Here is a 17,819-nt window from a genome sequence, read left to right on the forward strand (position 1 = left end):
CCGAGATCCGACCGTTGTAGCGATCGCCCGTCTGAATTTAGCATCATAATTAAACAGCACTCCCAACACCGAAAACCATGAGAACCCGATTCTCTAAATATAGCCGCGCGATCGCCACTGGCTTAGCAACCGTGGCGATCGTCGTCGTCGCCAATCCCATCCCTCCCTCTTTGGCATTAGATCCGTTTCGGACGAGTCAAAACCAGCACGAAATCGGCGATCTGACCGAATCCGCCTTTCGCGTCTTATTCGAGGAAGGGAACTACACCGAAGCCCAACGGCAACTCAAACAAGCGGAAAGCCAAGAAGCTAGCGAACCCTTAGTGTACGCCATGCAAGCCGCCTTCGCCTATCTCGATGAAGATTGGGATACCTTAAAAACTTACGCCACCCAAACTCGCGAAAAAGCCGAAAACTTGACCCCAAAAGACCCCTTACGCGGCAATCTTTATACTGCCGTCGGTCACTTTTTAGAAGGAGCTTATATCATCAGCACCGAAGGCACCATTAAAGGAATGCCCGACGCGATGAATAAGTTGCGTCAAGTGTTCAAACATTTCGATGCGGCGGAACAAATTGCACCGACCGATCCGGAGTTAAATCTAATTAAAGGCTACATGGATTTAATGTTAGCGGTGAACCTCCCGTTTAGCGAACCGGAAGAGGCGATCGCCCGCCTAGAAAACTACGCCGCCCCTCAATATTTAGCCTATCGCGGGATAGCCGTCGGTTATCGCGACCTCGATCGCGTCGAAGAAGCCTTAAGCGCCGTCAATCGGGCGATCGAAATGACTCCCGATAACCCCGAGTTATTTTACTTGAAAGCGCAAATTCTCGTAAAAAAAGGGAACGATCTCGACGAAGTTAACTTGCTTCAACAAGCAGAAGAACATTTTCAAATGGCCCTCGCCAAAGCCGAAACCCAATTTCCCGAAGGCTTACAAAAACAATTGAGAAAAGAGCGCGATCGCAACGCCCGAAAGATTGCAGAAATGACCGCCAGTGCGCGGTAAAGCGGGCATCTTCGCCACCTCTTATATTTGTAGCGCGGGCATCTTGCCCGCCCCTTGTCTCGATCTGGATCGATCTAAAATCGAATGTCGCCAAATATGTTACTCTAAACTCTGCACCGTTCCCCTAATCTTATCGAGCGATCGCCATGAAAATTGAATTTCGCGAATTCAATCCCTTTGACGTTTGGTTCTGGATTGAGTTCAACACCGTTCCCGGCAATATGGAAAAACAGTATCTCGAAGAACTGTTTGACTCCTGGTTTTTCATCGGCAAACTCGGCGGATTTAATGCCGAAAACCTCCAAGTTCAAGACACCGGACTGGAGGTGAGTTATATGGACTACGATATGGACAATGCCGATCGCTCCTTAATGGCATTAATGCATAATATGGGCGAATTCGAGTATCACGGAACTTGGGCGCGCTGTTGGTTCGATCTCGGTACCAGCGACGCGATCGCGATCGACATTCTCATCAACGCCTTGCAGCAGCTCAATAAAGAATACGTCTTAGTCGAACGCTTAATTATTGGGGGTGAAAACCCCGATTGGCCTATCGAAGATAGGGAAGATCGCTCCTTATTTGCCCACGAAAATTAAACTGCTATTTGCATTTATGGGGAGTAAAAATAAAAATAAAATTCGCGTTCTGGCTTTAGGAATTATCCGCGATCGCGATCGCCTGTTCGTCGCCGAAGGATCCGACGAGAACAACCAACCCTTCTATCGCGTCCTCGGCGGCGGGATCGACTTTGGCGAAACCAGTCGAGACGCCTTAATTCGCGAATTTCAAGAAGAAATTCAAGCCGAACTCACCAATATCCGCTATATCACCTGCTTAGAAAGCATTTTTTTCCATAAAGGAAAACCCGGTCACGAAATCATTCAACTCTATCAGTGCGATTTCGCCGACCCCCAGTTTTACGACGCCGAACCGATGATGTTTTCCGAGGGAGAGCGCCAAAAACGCGCCCTTTGGGTCGAGATTGCGCGCTTCAAGTCCGGACAACTGCGGATTGTCCCCGAGAATTTCCTCGATTACGTCCAGTAAATCGGCGTCCCAACCCTTGCAAATCCCCGGTAAATTTTGCTAGAGTAAAGGGTGTTGCTGGTGTAGCTCAGTGGTAGAGCATCCGCCTTGTAAGCGGACGGTCATGGGTTCAAATCCCTTCACCAGCTTTTTTTCATGCGATCGCTACATGAGTTGTCAGCATTGTCAAATGAGTGTCATCTCGACTCATTAATTTATTGTCCAAAAATCTGTCCTTAGAGCTTGTGGTGTAGCTGTTGTTGGCGCTTGAGTTAAGATTTGTAAATGTTTCGACGAGGGCGATCGTGCTGCTATACAATTATCCTGCCTAACTGATAAAGCGAGGGTCTTAGTCTGAGAAGTTCGCAGAGCTTTGTGACCCTACCCGCAGGGGTGACAAAGTTGAGAGATATTGCGCCTGGATCGATCTACAGACTGAGAAGCGATTTATGTTGAAGTGGGAGGAAAAGGTGTGAAAATAGGAGTTGGTAGAATTTGACTGTGAAGGGGCGATCTCATCCCTCGATCGATGTCAGTCGCTGATTCCTCTGTGGTTAGAACAGATTTATCACAACTTGAATAGAAAGTAGAAGAAATTTATTGATTAAAAAAAGCAAATAAATGGGCAATAACGATAAAACTCCCGATGAAGGCGTTTTTGGCTCTGCTTTAGCCAATCAAAAACTTGTTGATGAGACTTTCTTCTTAGATTTTTCTAGCGACCAAACAATTGCTCAGAACCTTCATCAATCAGATGAAGTTGTACAGGGTAAGATACGCCAGCTCATGAGAAATGCTAAGACAGAAACTCAATTCCTATTTGATTTTAAGACCTATGGCAGTGAATTGGATAGCGAAGTAGCTCAAGATTTAATAGAAGGGGAAATTGCTGCAATTGACTCCAGCGATATGTTACCCATAACCGATCTCATGAATACTTCCTTTTATGCCGTGGGAGTTGGCTGTATTACAAGTCAAAATCGTTCTACTCCAGAAATTGTTTTAACAAGTACAAATACTCGCTACGCAACGCCTGAAGAAATTGTCGTTACTAATGACAATTCAGATTTGTTTCAATTATGCGATGAGTTAGATCGAACTCGTCAAACTAAAGGCTCATGGGCAACTACATTTCGTGAGTATCAGGAAAGAGAAGTGGCAATTGCTTGTCAACAAAATACTGTTTTGTTAGATGGCCCAATATTTACACAAAACTTGATAACTCAGAGGCAAGGACAAGAACTGTACTCACGCATGATGCAAACAGAAAAACGCTTTATTGGGGTTATTAAAGATTTAGGAAGTTCATGGGCAATTTGCAAATGGACTGCAATGAGCTTAGAACGCGAGGAGGGTTTTGTTTTGTGTCCTATTCAACAGCAATATCAAATTAGATTTGGAGAAATTCGGTCTATAAATGACTGGCTTCAACAATTGCCTGGAAAATATGTCCGTGTAGTTTATCGTCCTGCTGAAAAGGCATTTGCTTTTGAGTGTGCATTACATGATTTACCGTATGCAGTCAGTCTGTTACGACAAGATGCTAGTCCAACAGTGAATCATGAGATTCCTTTACTATTAGAAACTGTAGATTCCCATCTCAGAGGTAGCAACAATTCTCAGGCAATTAAGCAATCTTTTATTACCGAGATTCAACGAAATAACTATCGTATGGGTGTAGACATCACTAACGAGAGAGATTACCGATGACACTAATTCAAATTCCTGACACAACTAATTCTGACCTTAGCTTGATTTGTGGTTATACCTTTAATGAACCAGAATTTTCGGCAAATGATTTTGTGATTATTGAAGACAAAGCTGGTGAGCGAAGGTACTTCGGCCAAATCGTAAGTCCGCAAGCGAACTTGAATAGATCGGCACTTGGTCCTCAAGACAATGCTAGGGTCTGTCATCAATTAAGAAAATTGACAAAAATAGTGAAATGTGTGTAGCCTGCTACCCGTTCACTCAAGATAGCTCAAAACCGGGATGAAACGGCGTTACGCTTTACGAGACGACCAATGGCAACGCATTGAACACCTGCTTCCGGGTCGTCCGGGTACAGTTGGGGTCACAGCTAAAGATAACCGTTTATTCGTCGAAGCCGTGTTGTATCGCTTTCGAGCAGGGATTCCTTGGCGAGATCTTCCCGAACGCTTTGGGGATTTTCGAGTCGTCCACACACGCTTCACTCGCTGGTCAAAAACTGGGGTGTGGGAGCGCGTTTTCCAAGTCCTCTGCGAGGAAGCCGATAACGAATATGCTGCCATCGATTCCACCATTGTGCGAGCGCATCAGCACAGTGCTGGAGCATCAGGGAGTTCAGCCGAAGAGGAAAATATCGGTCGTAGCCGAGGCGGGTTGAGTACGAAAATTCATGCGGTGGTGGATGCTTTGGGGAATCCCATATCTTTTTTTTAACTCCCGGTCAGGCCAGCGATCTAGTCGGTGCCGAGCGGTTGCTACCATCAGTGGAAGTCCAGGCACTGCTAGCGGATAAAGCTTACGATGCCGACGAACGAGTCAGACAACCGTTGCACGAGCGAGGGATTGAAGTCGTCATTCCCTCGAAAAAGAATCGAAAACAAGCCCACGATTACGATCGATTCTTGTATCAAACCCGACATCTGGTGGAAAACTTCTTTGCCAAGCTCAAACAGTATCGAGGGATTGCCACTCGTTATGACAAGCGCTCGGTGAACTTCCTGGGTGGCATTTACCTGGCTGCATCCGTGATTTGGCTGGCTTAAATGTCCGCAGGCGCTTTCCTCCACATTTGGTCACTTTTGTCAACCTACATAATTGATGACACGCCCTACGATTAATGCTTTTGAACAGTTGGAACAAAATAACTATTCTCGTGAAGTTGTAGTTCGCGAGGTTTATTACTATCAAGTCAGCTTAGTTAAAGATATTACCCAAGAACCTCCTAGTAGCATTCGTCGGCGACCTCAAATTGGATCGATTGCAAGAGCAGCTACAGAAGATGAAATTATCCAATACTTGAATTTGCCAGAGGCAAAAGAAGAATACCGAATCGGAAAGATCGTAGACACTAATATAGGTATCTATATCAATCAAAGATCTCTTTTCTATCAAACCTTATTTGCTGGTGCTACTGGAAGTGGAAAAACAAACTCTTGTGCTAATTCTATTTGTGCAGCATTGAATATGAAATTTGCAGTGATTATTTACGATCACAAACCAGACTATCAGCATATAACTGAGCCTAATCGCGATGCCCTCAACTTATTGACAGGAAGTAATCAGGAAGACACATTTCCTAGTTGGATTCAGAGGGTCGATACTGATTTTTATTATCTAGGTGAAGACTCTACTGCTTTTCAAGGTTCTCCAATTGCAATTCCTGCTTCAGAGTTCGATCCCGCAGTGTTAGCAGCAGTAATGTACTATCCGCCCAATGAAAACAATCAACGTGAAGAGTTTGAAACATTACTAGAAGAGTTTGACGATGAACAGCAAGCGAATCAGGATAGTGATGAGCGCGCTATTTGGACGTTAGGCGATTTCTATCGGTGGGTCACAAGCTATAACCCTCAAAGTCCTAATGCTCAGGCGCAACCACCTGCCCATGCAAGAGAACGATTAGGAGGACGACAGGCAGTAACTTATAAATCTATGGTAAGTAAAATGCTACGCCGGAATCGCCGTCCAGCTTGGGTTGATGGTGGACAGCCAATTCATCCTAACAGAAATCAAGGTAGAAGAGTGAGTGCTAGCGCATCTGCATTTGGTCAAACTCAACCCTCTAATCAACCTCCACAATGGTTTGATCCCACAACTTTGTTAAAGCCAGGAAAAGCATTAGTAATTCGTGTCGGACAAGCAGGGGGAGGACGCGACTATGGTTTGTTTCTTAACTATATGCTTAAAAAAGTTTACGATTTGAAAGATCGACGTCAGATTACCTTTCCAATACTCCATCATATTGATGAGGCTCAAGACCTATTTAATGGTAGTAAGCAGTTCGCTACTGCGATGGGAAATGTACTCAGCGAGGGAATTCGCAAAGGTAGAAGCCGACAGATTGCTTTTAATATTGCTGTTCAAAGTGCCGCTCAAGTACCAGATGATATTTTAAATAATCTTAACTCTCGTATTATTCATCGGCATAATCGAGCCAGTGAAGCTAAACGAGCCTTAGAAAAGGCAACCGATGCTCAAGTTGAGATGACTAAAAATTTTGGCCCTGGTGAAGCACTAGTTGATTTATTTGCTGCATCAGCAGTGGTGAGTGCTAGGATGCGCCTATCCCCATTCCAGCTTACTACTGAAGAGTTATTGCAACAACAAGAACACAAGAACAAGCTCAACAACAGGAAGCTCAAGAACAGCAAAAATCCTTAGATACTATGCCATTTTAGGTTAATGGGACTTGGATATCTTTAGCTTAGAAAACTAATCTAAGTCCCAATAACAGTAAGATGAAAAGTCCTCATAAGGAAAATTTAATAGCGATTTATGTACGAAATATACGACCAACAGCCAGATACAATGGCTACAACTACTATCGTCCCAACGGTTGTGGTTGGTAGCCCTGAAAAACATTATCGCTCACAAATTGATCGGTTGAAGCATATTACTACTGCTTCAAAATCTATCATGGAGCTTGTACAAGTCAAGCGTCATGCTACTGCATTAGAAGAAGTCATTCGCAAGCTCCAGAGAGACTATGAATTGAGCCAAGACATACTACCATATGCCATTGAGGTACGACTCAGTTGTCAGCGTGAGATAGGTAAATTGCTCGCCGAGTCTAAAAAGAAAAAATCTCCCCCCCTGAGAGTTTCAGAAATGGGGTTAACGAAAAGAGAATCCTCTTTATTTCAACGTTTCGCTAATGCTTCTGATAAAGCCTTTCATACTGCTCTTGAAAAACTCAAGACTGAGGTAGTGAATGGTAGATATAAGTCGATATCAACTAAGCGGTTACTTGAAGAGTTGCAAATGCAGGTAAATGGGAAGGATAGTCCACAACAACAAAGTTCTGTCATTAAACCTTCTGATAACTGGAACTTTTCTTCTATTCGTTATCCACGATTACAGTCGCAAACTGATGATTGGGGTTACATTCCTGGCGATTTATATGTTAATTGTTTATGGTACTACGCAAAGCCTGGAGATATCGTTGTTGCACCAATGGCAGGAATGGGACAGATTCAAAGGGTTTATGATGACCGAAAAGACTGGATGAGAGGAGACTTTTTTGATTTTACCCTCAAGCTACTCGATCTGAATCCTAGAGGTCCGTATGAAGATAAAATTCAAGCGAATGATTTGACAGAAAAACTACCTGTTGAGAAAGCTGATTATATTATTATGGACATTCCGTATTTCGGTATGGTGGGAAATCAATATTCACACAATTCTAAAGATATTGCTAATATAACGAACTATCAGGATTGGCTGAAGGCAATGCACGCGATCTCCAAGAATTGCAGTATCGCTCAGTTACCACAAGGACTATGCACCGTAATTACGCCCAATTATCGGCATGTTACTAGTCAAGAAATTTTGATGGTGACGGATGACATTCGTTCGATCTGGACAAGCTGTGGTTATCAGCTATTTGATAAAGCCTATGCATCAAGGCGAATTCAAAAAACACAAAATATTTCAATGGCTCGTCTCAACAAAGCAGCCAAGAAACAACGCATTATGCTAACTGACATAAGTGAAATACTAACTTTCATAAAACTTTAAGATCCAACGATCTTTTGTCATTCTAGTTAGGGCAAAAAAAAATCGTAGCCAGCTCATGAAAGCTATGCTCCATCTAGAATCTGGCTCTCGCCAATTGATAGGAAACCATATCTTCAGCTCAAATTGTGTATGCCTTTTTCTATAAAATTTCCAGCTTTTTATTGACCCAGAGTGACAAAAAAGTGCTATTCTCAATTTGTTATTCAATTAAGCGATAATTTCCCAACGATCGCCCGTCCAAATAGCGGGGAAATGTGGGGAGATTTCCAGAGTTTTACTTTTGCAATACCAACCGTAAGCAAACAGACCGTCACCGCTAGGATTTTCCATCAATTGAGTTCCATATAACTCGGTTTTTTCGCTACCGGAAACCACGGGAGTAGAGGCGATCGCGCGATACGGTCCGGTGAGGCGATCGCTGACATAACAATAGAGAGAAGAATCGCTAATCAAGCGGCGATCGACCGTTTCCAACCAAGCGGGATTGATTAAGCGAGTCCAGCAAGAAAAGAATAAATAATAGCGATTATTTTTAAAAATAACTTGCGGTCGTTCGAGTTCGTAAAAAATCGATCCTTTGCTATCGGAAATGACCGGATCGCAAGCGGGTGGTAAACATCGGTAAACCCCATCTATTTTATCAGAAACAGCGACGCCGACACAACCGCTATAAGTTGGATTTTTACCGCGCGATCGCCCGACCACGGCAGTAAAAAACATGTAATACTGACCCGTTTTCTCCTCTTTTAAAATATACGGATCGCGACATTGCACGATTTTTGTTATCGGATCGTTTTGGTCGAGTTGCGGACGCATCGAACCGCCATAAAAAAGAGGGTCGGGTTTGAGAATCGGTTCGGGCGATCGCCGCCAATTCAAGCCATCATTTGAAGTTGCCAGACCGATACTTTGGACGACGCCATCGGCTTGATAAACGGAAGCGGAATAAAATAAATAATAACAATTTCCTTCTTGATAAGCACTTCCCGCACAGAGATTATCCGCTTCCCAGTCACTGGTTGCGATCGGCGTTAAAACCGTGCCTAAATAGTCCCAATTTTTCAGATCTGGCGAGATTGCCGCACTAATTTGTCCTTGCTTCCAAAAGGGTTGGATGTGGCGTTGTCCGGTTAAGTAAAATAGACGATATCCGTCTGTTGTTTTTAACAACCACGGATCCCACAAGATATGTTGGCCAAAGGTTAATTCAGAGTTAAAATGTAGATTTATGGCCAAATCGGGATAAATTGCAAGGGTAGCAAAATAGTAACTTTTTCGTGCCAGTTCTGTTTCTCCTGCTTTTAAGAGACGATCGCCCAAATTGAATAAAAATTGAGCGCATTCAGGGACGATCGCGATCGCCTGTCGGTAAGTGCGAATCGCTGCCTCGAAATAACCTTGTTTTTCAAAAAGTTGAGCTAAATAGAGATAGTTTTTAAAATTACAGGGATCGATTTTAATCGCTTCTTGACATTGAGCGATCGTCCATTCGCTTGTCACCCAATGATTCTTGTTTTCTGCTTCCATGCTCTTTCCTGATTTTTGAGGTAGGAGGTACTTCAGATGTCTGTCTGCTTCCTGAAGTCCCCCTTTTCAAGGGGGATTTAGGGGGATCGTCCCTCTTTTATTAGCCTGAAGTCCCTCTTGTTAAGGTAGATTTAGGGGGATCGTCCCTCCTTTATTAGATTGGGAAACACTATATTATAGGCGGCCAATATTCCGGCTCAATACAGGTAAAGTGTTTGCGCCACAGACAATCATGCTATACTCTAAAACAACAAGGCAATGGGGCTTGCCTTAACCGCCTCCTGACTTATTTCAAATTCGCTTAAAAGCGACAAAAATTATTAATATCGAGGCTGATAGCTCCTACTTTTCGGGTTGGTGACCTGAGAGTAGGGCTATGGCGGTCTCGACTTTTGGAAGAACCAACCCACCTCATCCAATCTTTCAGGAGTTCGAGACATGATAGCAGGTATTTTATGGATTTTGGTGATGGGTTTCTTTGTGGGACAAATTGCCCGTCGCTTGGGTGCGCCTTCTTTAATTGGAACGATTCTCGTCGGGATTATTTTAGGGCCGCAATTGGGAAATATTATCGACGAATCGATCCTCAATCATGCCGATGAATTGCGAACGATCGCCGTCATGGCCATTTTGATGAAAGCGGGGCTAGGATTAGATCGTGAAAAGTTAGCAAAACAGGGAACGGTGGCTTTACGGTTGGGCATTTTGCCTGCATTTACGGAAGCCATAACGATCGCGATCGCCGCAATGGTTTTATTCGATTTTAATTGGATGACGGGCTTATTACTCGGCTGTATTATCGGCGCGGAATCCCCCGCCGTCATCGTTCCGGGAATGCTGCGGTTAAAAAGTAAAGGATGGGGAGTTGCCAAAGGCATTCCCGATGCAATTTTAACCGGATCGGCACTTTCCGATGTCTTTTTACTGTTGCTGTTTAGTTTATTGTTAAATTTCTTAAGCCAGGGGCAACTCGATCGCCTCAGCTTACCGTTCGGAATCGAATTGACGGCGTTGCAACTGTTGCCCTTCCAAGTCATTTCCGAAATTGTTTTAGGCGTGGCGATCGGCTATTTTGCCGCCCGGTTGTTGGTGGTGTTACTCGTGGGGCAAAAATGGACGCAGAACCAAACCCAAGAAATGTTACTTGCCGCCTGTTTGGCTTTATTTCTAGTAATTTTTGCGAACCGTTGGCCGCATTTTTCCGGGTATTTGGCGGCGATGGCGATGGGATTTTTCTTGGTGGAACTAGACGCCCCTCTGGCGCGGCGGTTGCGCTTGGGATTTGACAGTTTGTGGACGATCGCCGAAATCTTTCTGTTTGTTTTGATGGGGGCGAGCATTCAAATTGCGGTTTTAGAAAAAACCCTATTCCCGGGATTGTTGTTATTGGCGATCGGCTTATCGATCGGGCGGATGATGGGCTGGTATTTATCGACAATGGGCAGTAATTGGACTTGGCGGGAACGCTTATTTTTACTGCCGGGAAATTCGGCAAAAGCGACCGTGCAGGCGGCGATCGGCGCCATTCCTTTAGCTGCGGGAATTGACGGCGGCGAAACGATTTTAGCGATCGCCGCCTTATCGATTTTAGTCACGGCCCCGTTAGGCGCTTGGGCAATTCCGACATTCGCGCCCAAACTGTTAGAAAAAGGGGCGATCGATCCGACGAAAGTCACCGTCGCGACCCGCACCACCTTTTTAGCGGCGGTAGATACCTCGCCGTTAGCCCCCGCCGTGTTGACAAAAACCGCAGATTTGGCGCGTCGGAGCAATGCTCGCGCGATCGTCTTGCACGCGGTCGGAGAAGATCGTCCCCAGCAAGTCGAGGAATTGCGACAGGTGGCGCGGCGGTTGTTATCGGATATCGAACATGAATTTTTCACCGTCAATGGTGCTGCAGCCGAGGCGATCGTGCAACTGGCGCGAGATTTCCGGGTGACGGCGATCGTCCTGGGAAAACGGGGTCATCAACCGTGGGAAAATGTGTTGGTCGGTTCGGTATCGCGTGCGGTCTTGGAAACGAGCGAGATTCCGGCGATCGTGGTTGAGGACGAATCGAGGGGAGTTTCAGATTTTAGATTTTAAATTTTAGAGGGGGGACTCGGGGCGATCGCCCGACTCGCGACACCCGACACCCCCTTCCCTATTCTCCGAATTGACAAGCCCAATTAGACTAAAGGCATCACCATAAAGAGCCTAGCTATCGAGAGAGTCTGCTTTGAATGCTGAGAATCAAAATCTAAATTCCACCTTTCAACTCGGTTCGCGCAAAGAATTGCGCGAACTCGTGCGATCGCAGCTCCAAGCGCTGCTCGAACAGGGAGACCTACAAGGCGCCAAAGCGATTTTGGTTCCCGTCCAACCTCCCGATATCGCCGAAGCGATCGAAGGGTTACCCGAACACATGCAGGCGATCGCCTTTCGTTTACTCTCCAAAAACGAAGCCACCGAAGTTTACGAACACGTCAACTCTTCGGTACAGCAGTCCCTACTCGAAGTCTTCCGGCGTCAAGAAGTTCTCGACATTATCGATAACATGTCACCGGACGATCGCGCCCGTCTGTTCGACGAACTCCCGGCGAAGGTCGTGCGCCGTTTGCGCGCCCAACTCAGTCCCTCAGAATGGCAAGCCACCGCGATTCTGATGGGGTACGAAGCGGGAACGGCGGGCCGAATTATGACCCCGGAGTACATCTCGCTCAAAGAACATTTCACCGTCAGTCAAACCCTCGAACGGATTCGCAATCTCGCCTCGGTCACGGAGATGATTTACTATCTCTACGTTACCGACGCGGCGCGCCGTCTGACCGGGATCGTCTCCCTGCGCCACTTGGTAACCGCCCAACCCGAGGAAACTATCGGCGAGATCATGACCCGCGAGGTCGTTTACATCTCGACAGATACGGATCAAGAAGAAGTCGCCCATCTGATTCAGCGTTACGACTTCCTCGCCGTTCCCGTGGTCGATAGCGAGAAACGCCTCGTCGGAATTATCACCGTCGATGATGTCATCGACATTATCGAGCAGGAAACCACCGAGGATATTTATGCGTTAGGTGGGGTGCAGTCGGAAGGAGACAATTATTTCCACACGAATTTAATTACAGTAGCGCGGCGACGGGTGGTGTGGTTGTTCGTGTTGTTGATTACCAACACGGTAACCGGGACGATTATTAACGCCCAGCAAGATATCTTGCAGCAAGTGGTCGTGCTGGCGGCGTTTATCCCCTTATTGACCGGAACCGGGGGCAATGTTGGCGCTCAATCGTCTACGGTGGTGATTCGCGGCTTGAATACGGACGAAATTCGCTTACTCGGCCCCGTGCAGGTGGTCTGGCGCGAAGCATTAGCAGGAGCCTTACTCGGCTCGATTTTGGGCGTGATGGCGACGGTGTGGGCTTATTTCTTGCAAGGGCGCTTGGGAGTGGCGATCTCCGTCGGTTTTTCTTTGATCGCGATCTCGGTGCTGGCGTCGGTGTCGGGTTCGGCGCTCCCGTTTTTATTCCGATCGCTCAAATTGGATCCCGCCTTGATGTCGGCTCCGTTTATTACCACGGCGGTCGATGTGTTGGGGGTGTTGATTTATTTCAGTATTGCCCGTCTGATTTTGGGATTTTAGAGTAATTTTAGAGTTTAGATTTTAGATTTTAAATTGAGACGGTGACGCTTCCGTTCGCAGTTCTAATTTCTAACTGTTCTCCGACCGACTCCCGACTCCCCCTTGTCATGACTCCCAACCGCCATTGGCTCGAAAATGCCGAATCCGTTCTGATCGTGGCTGCCGTCCTCGCCGCGATCGCCGCAATTTTTTATCGATCGCTAGTGTATCTCCCTCCCGTCTTGCTGTCGCTGCTGTTCGTCCTCCAGCCGATCTTGCGCTACCGTTCCGAACAGTTGACCCGCCGGATGGATGCCGTATTGAACCAGCGCCTCCAGCGACAAGTGACGGAAGAAATCGAGCTGTTGACCCGACGGGTCGCCGCTCGGGAGATCGCCCCGGAAACGCGATCGCGCGAACCGTTGCCCCCTGGGGATCTGGCGCCTTTACAGCAGCGTCTGGAGGCGATCGAAAACCAGGTGCGATCGCTCTCCAGTGCCGATCTCGACGGTCTCGCCAGTCAGCATCGAGATTTGCAAGAATCGATCGCCCAAACCATCGACTATCTCAACCGTTTGGCGATCGGTAAGCGTTTGGAGCGCCTGGAACGGGCGGTGCAAACGTCGAGTGCGAGGGTCGAGTTGCCTCGCGCGACCGTCGAGCCTCCCGAACCCCCCTCGGAAACGGAGGATTCTCCGTCTCCCAGCGAGGCGAGTGCCGTTTCGCCGCCGCCTCCCGCTCCCGCTAAACTGAGTGCGAGTGGGGTTCAATTACCGAAGTTTGCTCGAGAGGAGATCGTCCCCCAACAGTGGGAGTGCGTCCGCAATTTGAACGCTCATTCGGATTGGGTGCGGGCCGTGGCGTTGACGCCGGATGGCAACCTGTTGGCGACGGGGAGTTTTGACACGACGGTGAAGTTATGGCAAGTGGACTCGGGGGAATTACTCGCGACCCTCGACGATCACGATCGCGGGGTTTTTGATTTGCTCGTGACCCCCGACGGTCGAACCCTGGCGAGTGCGAGTTGGGATAAGACGGTGAAGTTATGGCACTTGCCCGAGGGGCGCTTGTGGACGAGTTTGGAAGGTCATACGGGATCGGTGCGATCGCTGGCCCTGTCTGCAGACGGTACAACTTTGGTCAGTGGCAGTTTTGACGAAACGATGAAAGTTTGGGACCTCGATCGCGGTGCCTTGCGCGATACCCTCACGGACTATACCGGACCGATTTATGCGGTGGCGCTCTCTCCGAATGGCGAGTGGCTCGCCGCCGGGGAAGGAGACGGCACGATCACCCTATGGCACTTGCAGCGCGGCGAATACATCGATTCGATCGTCGGCAGTTTGGATGGGGTCGAGGCGATCGCCTTTGCCAACGATCGCGCCGTCGTTACCGGGAATGGCGACGGGACGATACAAGTTTGGGACTTAGATCGACCGGGGGCGATCGACACGCGAGCGGTTCATTCCGGTCCGGTGACCGGGATCGCGATCGCCCCGGACCGTCGCAGTTTCGCCACCAGCAGCGCCGACGGCACCGTTAAAATTTGGCATTTCCCCACACTGACCCCGTTATCGACACTGATGGAAGAAACGGGGGCGGTGATGTCGGTGTGCTTCGCCTCGGACGGCCAAACCCTGGTCACGGGCAGCGCGCGCGGTCTGGTGCGGATCTGTCGGCTCGCCGTTTAGGGACCGCTCGACTCCCCTGGAACCGCCACCGGACGGCGATTATAATTTTTGTGAAGAATTCTTGACGGCGAGCCAGGGATCCGGCACGTTTTAAGACATTTAATCTGGCCGAGAGATCGCGATCGCTTTCGAGCGGCGATCGCGATCGCAATTTACAAAGTTAAAGGGATCGAATATACTCAAAAGGCCGTTTCTCCCCCCAGGAGAAAAAAATGGCTGTTTTAATTTTTATGAGTTCCTAGGGCAGGCGCGTTCGAGCTTTTTTATTGAAAAATAATTTTTATAAACCGAACTTGACTCGCCGATCGCAAACCGCTATAACTGGGACTTGAAAAACATAATAAAACAGGGAAAACTCCCATCTACTCAAGCTCTGAACTTCCGATAGACTCGGAATCCTTCAGCTTAATACTGCTCGTCGGTCGCCGTCGTCAACTCTTCTAACAATAAGGGTTACGTCGCACTTCGCCGCTCGGGCGTCAGGAGTTTGTCGTCAACTTACGAGCGCTCTCGTCATAGCAAGTTGGCTTAAAGAAAACCGGGTTATCTGTCTTAAATTTAGAACCAAACTTTAGAATCCTTATTTGACCGACTAACCTGATTCGGGTTTAAGAAAACGGCTCGATTGTCGTTGAGGTTAGGCGCGAATTTCATGATTGACAAATGACTGATTAATGAGAAGCTAATTAAAGCTTTAAAATTCGCGTTACCGATCCAAAAAGGGTTTAGTGGAAGCATCAGGGGCATCGCAGACATCCACTCATTGCATCGGGGTCATTAATTGGCGTGGGCTTCCCAAAAAAAACTGGAAATAAACAGGGTACATCCTATCGATTTTGGCTGGCGATCGCGCTGCTGTGCGCCGGGGCGATCGCGCCGTACCGGATATTAGCGCAGACGACAGCCGCAGGCACCCAAATCGAGAACCGGGCGACGGGAACCTTTGAAGACCCGAACAATCCCGGGGTGGCGATTCCCGTCGAGTCCAACACCGTCGTCCTCACCGTGGCCGAAATTGCCGGGATTACGGTGCAGCCCGACGGCGCTCGCAAAGATGGCGAAGGAGCGATCGAACCGGGCGATCGCCTCTTTTTCCGTTTTTCAATTACCAACGTCGGTAACGATCCCACCCGTGTTCGCATTCCCAACAGCGCCACGGTTTCCGGGGCCGGGACCGTCTCGGGCAACCTGGAAATCAGCACCGACGGCGGCAATACCTGGACTGAGATTAGCGGGAGCGAACTGATTACCGGGTCGATCCCGATCGGCGGTAACCTGCTGGTGCGCGTTCCGGTCACCGTCAACGGAGGCGCCACGGAAGGCGACGAGATCCGCGTTCAACTGGGCAACACCCCCAACAGCGCCCAGAACGTCGAACGCACTCCCAATGACACGGATGTCTTCACCGTAGACAATCCAGAAGGGGCCGTCCCGACGGAAGCCGCCGGGGATCCGTTCAACGGAACCCGCGAAGCCAGTGCATTTGAGACCATCACCGTCGCTTCGACCCCCTTAGCCTTACCCGTCATCCTCAAAACCCACGGCACCCCAGTAGAAATTGGCGACCCGGCGAATCCCGCCGACGACGTCATCACCTACCAACTCGCCTTAGACGTGCGATCGCGCATTCCCGCCGGGGCCAGTGGCTTCGTCCCCGGCAACCTCGCCCCCAATACCAACTTTCCGATCGCCGTCGATGGGGCCGTCGCACCGCGCATCCTCGTTTCCGACGCCATCCCCCAAGGGACCGCCCTGGTTCCCGACAGTTGGCAAGCCCCCGCCGGGTGGCAAGTGGTCTTCACCGCCGATAATCCCGAGGTCCTCAATGCCAACCTCGCCACCTGGACCACGGATCCCGGGGCGATCGGGGGGGCGGCGAATGCCACCCGGATCGGCTTTATCTTCGACGGCATTCTCAACGCCGGAACCACTACCGCAGGCTTCCAATTCCAACTGGTCACCAGTGGCTTGACCGGACCGGGAACGATCGCCAACGTCGCCCAAGTCTTCGGCGGAACCGAAGGCAATCCCGGTCCGCTCTTATTCGACGAATCCGGCGACCAAAATCCCAACAACTTTAACGACGACGGCACCCCTCCCCCAACCGACGATACGGGCAATCCGATCGTCACCCCCGGGCTGTCGAATCCCGGTCGAGACGGCCAAGACGGGGACAACAACAACGGCGGAAGCGGACCGGGGGGCGAAGCGAACGTCGTGGTGATTTCCGGCGGTGCTGGGGGCATTCTCAACGGACCGCCGGGATCCCCCGGGGCGATCGGGCCGACGGACAATAACGACGATTTCCATAACAAAGTGGTCGCCACGCCGCCGAACTTGGGACCGAACGAACCCTTTACCCCGGATCCGGTCGCCTTTACCAACAGTCTCTCCAACGCCTCCGGGGCCGACGTGACGATCGCCCCGATCGCCCCGCAAGAGCGGGATTCCCTGCCCAACGGCACCCGCGTCACGGTAACCTTCGACCAACAAACGGCCATCTACACTTACGATCGCGCCGCAGGCTTCCGTACCGACGACCCCCCGGTGACGATCCCCGGAACGACCACGGAAGCGGACTACTCGGTAACGATCGCCCTGCCGACGGCAGTCAAAAATCGAGGCTACGGCGTCCCGATTGCCGCCTTCGACGATCGCGACGACGACGGCTTCTTCGACGAAAGCGAGCCGGGGAACGTCAAAATCGACCGCGTTTATACCGGATTTATCGAAATTCTCAAAGAATCGCGCATCCTCAAAGGTAGCGGACCCGACGTTCTCGACGGACAGGAGCAATTCAGTCAGGACACCAAAACCCCCGGACCGGGCAACCTGATCGAGTACCGCCTCAGTTACGACAACATTTCCGAAGCGGGCGGGCCGGGGAACGTCACCCTGACGGCGGACAACTTGGTGATTTCCGAAGACGGAACCACCTACGACCCGATCGAGAATCCCGGGGGCAATAATTGGGCCCTCGATACCGACGATGCTGACGGGGACAACGACCCGACCACGGGGATCGATACCTCTCACGTCATCGGTTCCCCGGTGGATTCGCTCGGTGGTACCATCAACTTTTTTGGCGGCAGACCGCCCACGGCGCGCAGTGGGCCGCAAAGCGGGACGACGACGGCATCTGACGTGAGCAAATACGAAGTGCGAGTGCGCGGTCCCCTCGGACCGGGAGAAACGGGAACGTTTACCTTCCAACGACGGGTGAATTGAGTAGGT

Annotated in this window: 13 protein-coding genes, 1 tRNA gene and 1 riboswitch; of the genes, 13 read left to right on the forward strand and 1 reads right to left on the reverse strand. The window is 49.3% G+C overall.

Going from position 1 to position 17,819, the window contains the following annotated elements:
- Positions 1-77 precede the first annotated feature (77 nt).
- The 9 genes from JJD41_RS03295 (at position 78) to JJD41_RS03335 (ending at position 7,769) form a co-directional block, all read left to right on the forward strand.
- Complete coding sequence (locus JJD41_RS03295; protein ID WP_200664700.1) at positions 78-1,013, forward strand: Sll0314/Alr1548 family TPR repeat-containing protein; 936 nt, start codon at positions 78-80, stop codon at positions 1,011-1,013.
- 146 nt (positions 1,014-1,159) lie between these two features.
- Entirely contained in the window at positions 1,160-1,612 is a 453-nt protein-coding gene (locus JJD41_RS03300; RefSeq protein ID WP_200664701.1) for a DUF3531 family protein, read from the forward strand.
- Between the two features lie 16 nt (positions 1,613-1,628).
- Positions 1,629-2,063, forward strand: coding sequence for an NUDIX hydrolase (locus JJD41_RS03305; RefSeq protein ID WP_200664702.1), 435 nt, complete (start codon positions 1,629-1,631; stop codon positions 2,061-2,063).
- A gap of 56 nt (positions 2,064-2,119) precedes the next feature.
- Positions 2,120-2,191, forward strand: a tRNA-Thr gene (locus JJD41_RS03310).
- Positions 2,192-2,663: 472 nt separating this feature from the next.
- Positions 2,664-3,752, forward strand: a complete 1,089-nt coding sequence (locus JJD41_RS03315) for a hypothetical protein (protein ID WP_200664703.1) — start codon at positions 2,664-2,666, stop codon at positions 3,750-3,752.
- On the forward strand, positions 3,749-3,997 hold the full coding sequence (locus tag JJD41_RS03320; RefSeq protein ID WP_200664704.1) for a hypothetical protein: 249 nt from the start codon (positions 3,749-3,751) through the stop codon (positions 3,995-3,997). Before JJD41_RS03315 ends, JJD41_RS03320 begins: the two co-directional genes overlap by 4 nt.
- A gap of 37 nt (positions 3,998-4,034) precedes the next feature.
- Positions 4,035-4,795, forward strand: a protein-coding gene (locus JJD41_RS03325; RefSeq protein WP_200664346.1) for an IS5 family transposase whose coding sequence is annotated in 2 segments (ribosomal slippage) — positions 4,035-4,461 and positions 4,461-4,795 — 762 coding nt in all. Because the reading frame shifts where the segments join, the coding sequence is not laid out codon by codon here.
- A gap of 55 nt (positions 4,796-4,850) precedes the next feature.
- Positions 4,851-6,413 (forward strand): ATP-binding protein, encoded by a 1,563-nt coding sequence (locus tag JJD41_RS03330; protein WP_200664705.1) that lies wholly within the window; start codon positions 4,851-4,853, stop codon positions 6,411-6,413.
- A 114-nt stretch (positions 6,414-6,527) separates the two neighbouring features.
- Complete coding sequence (locus JJD41_RS03335; protein ID WP_234488493.1) at positions 6,528-7,769, forward strand: hypothetical protein; 1,242 nt, start codon at positions 6,528-6,530, stop codon at positions 7,767-7,769.
- 207 nt (positions 7,770-7,976) lie between these two features.
- Here the strand turns inward: JJD41_RS03335 and JJD41_RS03340 are convergent, their stop codons facing one another.
- The gene (locus JJD41_RS03340) at positions 7,977-9,296 is read right to left on the reverse strand and encodes a tetratricopeptide repeat protein (protein WP_200664707.1); all 1,320 of its coding nucleotides are present in this window, start codon (positions 9,294-9,296) and stop codon (positions 7,977-7,979) included.
- A 245-nt stretch (positions 9,297-9,541) separates the two neighbouring features.
- Positions 9,542-9,648, forward strand: a riboswitch (Fluoride riboswitch).
- A gap of 86 nt (positions 9,649-9,734) precedes the next feature.
- Here JJD41_RS03340 and JJD41_RS03345 point away from each other — a divergent pair.
- The 4 genes from JJD41_RS03345 (at position 9,735) to JJD41_RS03360 (ending at position 17,813) form a co-directional block, all read left to right on the forward strand.
- On the forward strand, positions 9,735-11,381 hold the full coding sequence (locus JJD41_RS03345) for a cation:proton antiporter (RefSeq protein ID WP_200664708.1): 1,647 nt from the start codon (positions 9,735-9,737) through the stop codon (positions 11,379-11,381).
- 133 nt (positions 11,382-11,514) lie between these two features.
- A complete protein-coding gene (gene mgtE, locus JJD41_RS03350; protein WP_234488494.1) occupies positions 11,515-12,915 on the forward strand; it encodes a magnesium transporter in 1,401 nt (466 codons plus the stop codon).
- Positions 12,916-13,022: 107 nt separating this feature from the next.
- The gene (locus JJD41_RS03355; protein ID WP_200664709.1) at positions 13,023-14,585 is read left to right on the forward strand and encodes a WD40 repeat domain-containing protein; all 1,563 of its coding nucleotides are present in this window, start codon (positions 13,023-13,025) and stop codon (positions 14,583-14,585) included.
- A gap of 786 nt (positions 14,586-15,371) precedes the next feature.
- Positions 15,372-17,813 carry a DUF7925 domain-containing protein gene (locus JJD41_RS03360; RefSeq protein WP_200664710.1) on the forward strand — a complete coding sequence of 814 codons (2,442 nt, stop codon included), beginning with the start codon at positions 15,372-15,374 and terminating at the stop codon, positions 17,811-17,813.
- Positions 17,814-17,819: the final 6 nt, after the last annotated feature.

The organism is Oxynema mangrovii CENA135 (assembly GCF_016632315.1).
GTDB lineage: Bacteria > Cyanobacteriota > Cyanobacteriia > Cyanobacteriales > Laspinemataceae > Oxynema > Oxynema aestuarii.

Coding starts and splice junctions, on each gene's coding strand:
- JJD41_RS03305 (WP_200664702.1), top strand. CDS start 1,629: ATGGGGAGTAAAAATAAAAATAAAATTCGCGTTCTGGCTTTAGGAATT.
- JJD41_RS03315 (WP_200664703.1), top strand. CDS start 2,664: ATGGGCAATAACGATAAAACTCCCGATGAAGGCGTTTTTGGCTCTGCT.
- JJD41_RS03320 (WP_200664704.1), top strand. CDS start 3,749: ATGACACTAATTCAAATTCCTGACACAACTAATTCTGACCTTAGCTTG.
- JJD41_RS03345 (WP_200664708.1), top strand. CDS start 9,735: ATGATAGCAGGTATTTTATGGATTTTGGTGATGGGTTTCTTTGTGGGA.
- JJD41_RS03330 (WP_200664705.1), top strand. CDS start 4,851: ATGACACGCCCTACGATTAATGCTTTTGAACAGTTGGAACAAAATAAC.
- JJD41_RS03295 (WP_200664700.1), top strand. CDS start 78: ATGAGAACCCGATTCTCTAAATATAGCCGCGCGATCGCCACTGGCTTA.
- JJD41_RS03335 (WP_234488493.1), top strand. CDS start 6,528: ATGTACGAAATATACGACCAACAGCCAGATACAATGGCTACAACTACT.
- JJD41_RS03340 (WP_200664707.1), bottom strand. CDS start 9,296: ATGGAAGCAGAAAACAAGAATCATTGGGTGACAAGCGAATGGACGATC.
- JJD41_RS03300 (WP_200664701.1), top strand. CDS start 1,160: ATGAAAATTGAATTTCGCGAATTCAATCCCTTTGACGTTTGGTTCTGG.
- JJD41_RS03355 (WP_200664709.1), top strand. CDS start 13,023: ATGACTCCCAACCGCCATTGGCTCGAAAATGCCGAATCCGTTCTGATC.